The following is a 3,663-nucleotide window of genomic DNA, read 5'->3' as shown; positions in this document are numbered from 1 at the left end:
TGTCACTGTACCCTCATTAATCAGAATTGCCTTTAAAATTATCGTTTGTTTTCAGCGGCACGATGTACCCTTAATTTTCATATTGTACCGTTAATTGCCATACTGTACCCTTTATTAGCATACGGTCAGTTCTGTGGATAAGTGCTGACAGGAATAGGGCAGGGATTGGCGTGGTCAGCGAGCGTCTTGCAAAACATCGAGCAGCAGTCCTCCGTCCGATCCTGGAACTTGAGAAGAAGGGTGAGCCGATCAGTGCGGCAATCGGAGATGCTGCTTGGGAACTAGGTTTGGCGAAGAGCCACACCTGGTCGCTTTACCGCCGTTTGCGCGAGAACGATGGGCGGGCCGCAGCACTGGAACTCAGTCGCCGGGGGCCGAAACCGGGGTCGAAACGGATCGCGCGAGAAGTCGAAGACCTCATCGATGAACGCCTACGGCGCTATTATCTGGTCCGCGAACGCTCCAGCTTTCTGCGAATTTGGCGTGAGATCCGTTCGGAATGCGAGGCAAAGGGCTTCCAGCCACCGGCACGAAAAACGCTGAAAGCTCGGCTCGATGCAATGGACGAGAAAGAGATTGTTAGAAAGCGCCGTGGTGCCAAGGAGGCGAACAAGACTTTTGCGGCACGTCCGGGCCGGCTTGCGGTTGGAACGCCACTGGAAATTGTTCAGATCGATCACACCTTGGCCGACATCATTTTGGTCGATCACGTGGATCGGCGACCGCTTGCGCGCCCATATTTGACGGTAGCCATCGATGTTGCAACCCGGATCGTTCTCGGGGTCTTCGTCAGCTTTGATGCACCATCAGTTCTTTCGATCGCGCTCTGCCTCGATCATTGTGTGCGTCGGAAATCGATCCACGTCCCAGGGAAGCTGGAAGAATTGGTCTGGCCGACATCCGGCATCCCGAAGGCGATCCATGTCGATAACGCGCAGGAGTTCCACAGCGACGCCTTCTCATCGGCCTGCGAAGATTGGGGCATTGCCGTCGAGTACCGCCCGCCTGGTGCAACGCACTTCGGAGGTCATATCGAACGTTTGATCGGAACGGCCATGGGGGCTGTTCATGTTTTGCCCGGGACCACGCAATCCTCCGCTGCCGAGAAGGGCGATTATGACAGCGAGAAACATGCGGCTCTGACCCTGGCCGAGTTCGAGGACTGGCTTCATCTGGAGATTTGCCGCTACCACAATACCCGCCACGAAGCCCTCGGGCGAACGCCGCTGGCCGCTTGGGCTGACTTGGGCGGAGACACTGCGGGGCGGCAGGTTGTCGATGTCGAAGCCTTCCGGACAAGCTTCCTGCCTTTTGAGTTGCGCCAGCTCGGGCGCACTGGGATCACTCTCTTTGGGGTGCACTACTGGAGTGATGCCTTCGCGTCGTTGGTCGGACGGGGCAGCGGCAAGGTGCAGGTGAAGTACGACCCGCGGGACCTGTCGCAGGTCTGGGTTCTCGTCAATGATGGCCGCATGATCCCGGCTCGGTATCGGGATCTGAGCCACCCTCGGATATCGCTTTGGGAAAGTCGTCGGGCGCGGAAGGAATGGCAAGACAGGCATGGCGGTCGGATCAACGAGAAGGCCTTGTTCCAGGTGATCGACGCGCAGAGACGACTGGCCGAGGCGGCGCGTCAGAAGACAAGGACCGCCCGTCTGGAGAGCGAACGCGAGACGCGGCTTCCCAAGCACCAGCCGCGCCGCGATCCGTCCCGAGAAATGTTCGCCATCGACACTGGTAACCCAGACCTCCCCACTTATCCGATTGAAGAGTTTGATGACCCCAGAAGAAAGAATTGACCGCATCCGCAGCGATCATTGGATCGCATTCGACCGTGCCACGATTGTTCTCAACCGATTGACGTCCCTGATGGAAATGCCGCAGCAGAGCCGGATGCCTGGCCTGATGGTCTATGGCAGTTCCGGTATTGGCAAGACGATGATCGCCAAGCGCATGGCCAGCAAGTATCCGACGCAGTACAACGCAGAACTGGGCATCACGAAGACCCCCATCCTGCTGGTTCAGGCGCCGCCAGCGCCGGACGAGCGACGCTTCTACCAGCACATCCTTTCGACGATCGGGGCGCCGATGTGGGGGCGGCATACCGTGTCCGAACTTGAGGTCCGCGCGCTCAGTCATCTTCGGGATATGGACCTGAAGATGCTGATGATCGACGAGGTGCACAATCTGCTTGCCGGTAGTTACCGGGAGCAACGCCGGTTCCTGAACATGCTGCGGTTCTTGGCCAACGATCTCTGTGCCTCGCTTGTCGTTTTCGGTGTCAACGAAGCGCTCGAGGCCGTCCGCGGTGACGACCAACTGGCCCGTCGCCTGGACGAACACTACCTGCCGCTCTGGGAGGACGACGTGGAGTTCTCTCGGCTCATCCAAACGCTGATTGCCGCGATGGCACTTGAGCAGCGGTCGGGCCTCACGGTTGCGTCGCTTCGGACAATCCTGAAAGTGACGGGCGGTGTGACCTCGCGCGTGTTCATCATGATCAAGTCCTTGGCCATCGATGCGATCGAGACGGGTGAGGAGCGGATCACCGATGAGGCCGTTCAGGCCTGGCAGCCGGTATGGGCGAAGCATGCTTGGAGCATTCCGCGCCAACCCATCGCGGAGTTCGGGTGACCGTGAACCCATTGCCGCGTCGACCGCCACCGGTATCCGACGAGCTTCTCTCGAGCTGGATCGGGCGGTTGGCCCGGGCCAATCATTGTTCCGTCGAAGAGCTTTGCGGCTATCTCGGTTTGGGGCAGGGCAGGGTGCCGGAGCATGCGGGTGACCTTGGGCATGTGAACTGGGCTCGGCTATGTCCGGCGGTTCAGCAGACCCGGGATGAGATCGCGGCCATGACCCTCCCGGACACGACGCATCATCCCGCTCAATGCGTATCTAGCGATGACTTCCAAAGTTGCGCAAACTGCTCGAAACAAACCTCGGGACTGGTCCTGCGCCACTGGCGCTTCGCCTGGTCGCTGACTTGCGAAAACTGTGGTCGACCTCTTGTGGCGAGGCATCCGGCCGATGGTCTATCAAACAGGCTACGTGTCCGCGCCGCTCGGGGCGCGGCATTGCTGAAGACGGCGGTTGCCGCCGCCGATCTGAGGCACATGCAGCGGATCAGCCATACGCTGTGCCTCTTACAAGTACTTGAGTTGGTATACAGCGTGCCACTCACGTCGCGGTGTCAACTGGAGCGGTCAATAGCACTCGCAGCTGTCGATGTCTGCTCAGCCCGTCCATTATTGGGAGTGGCCATCTTGCTGCGCGGAAATGAACAAGCATTCTGGGATCTCCGACGCGCCTTTCCTCAGCGCAGACGTTTGATTGAGAAGGTGCGCAAGCTGTCGATGAACCTCGATATGCGACTTCCGCGAAGACGTCGGCAGGAAAGCAGTCCCGTTGACCGATCTGCCAGGGCGACGTCGCCCAAAAAGACGTCTGCGCAGGCCCTAGACGCTGCCCGTCAGGCCATCTCCGAGCTCGGTGCCGATGCAGATCGTCAAGCGCTTCTGGCACGAGCCGATGCAATCTGGAAGCGCCAAAGCTGTGTCAGCCACTGACGCAGCGCCCTGTGGATATATTGCAATTAAGGGTACAGAATCTGCCGAAAACGCTTCCAATCCGCAGAATCTGATTAATTAGGGTACAGTGACA

3 protein-coding genes are annotated in these 3,663 nt (G+C 59.0%); all 3 read left to right on the top strand.

All coding sequences use genetic code 11. From position 1 onward, the window contains the following. Positions 1-170 precede the first annotated feature (170 nt). The 3 genes from ACI3GR_RS20060 to ACI3GR_RS20050 are packed head-to-tail and all read left to right on the top strand — an operon-like array spanning position 171 to position 3,569. Positions 171-1,799 carry a TnsB C-terminal domain-containing protein gene (locus tag ACI3GR_RS20060; RefSeq protein WP_093455154.1) on the top strand — a complete coding sequence of 543 codons (1,629 nt, stop codon included), beginning with the start codon at positions 171-173 and terminating at the stop codon, positions 1,797-1,799. Beyond that, positions 1,777-2,634, top strand: coding sequence for a TniB family NTP-binding protein (locus ACI3GR_RS20055; protein ID WP_071974414.1), 858 nt, complete (start codon positions 1,777-1,779; stop codon positions 2,632-2,634). Before ACI3GR_RS20060 ends, ACI3GR_RS20055 begins: the two co-directional genes overlap by 23 nt. Continuing rightward, positions 2,580-3,569 (top strand): TniQ family protein, encoded by a 990-nt coding sequence (locus ACI3GR_RS20050; RefSeq protein WP_083545780.1) that lies wholly within the window; start codon positions 2,580-2,582, stop codon positions 3,567-3,569. Before ACI3GR_RS20055 ends, ACI3GR_RS20050 begins: the two co-directional genes overlap by 55 nt. The last annotated feature ends 94 nt before the right edge of the window (positions 3,570-3,663 follow it).

This window comes from Pseudooceanicola aestuariicola, from assembly GCF_045763785.1.
GTDB lineage: Bacteria > Pseudomonadota > Alphaproteobacteria > Rhodobacterales > Rhodobacteraceae > Pseudooceanicola.
The sequence above is the reverse complement of the archived record's forward strand: the minus strand, read 5'-3'. Positions and strand labels throughout refer to the sequence as shown.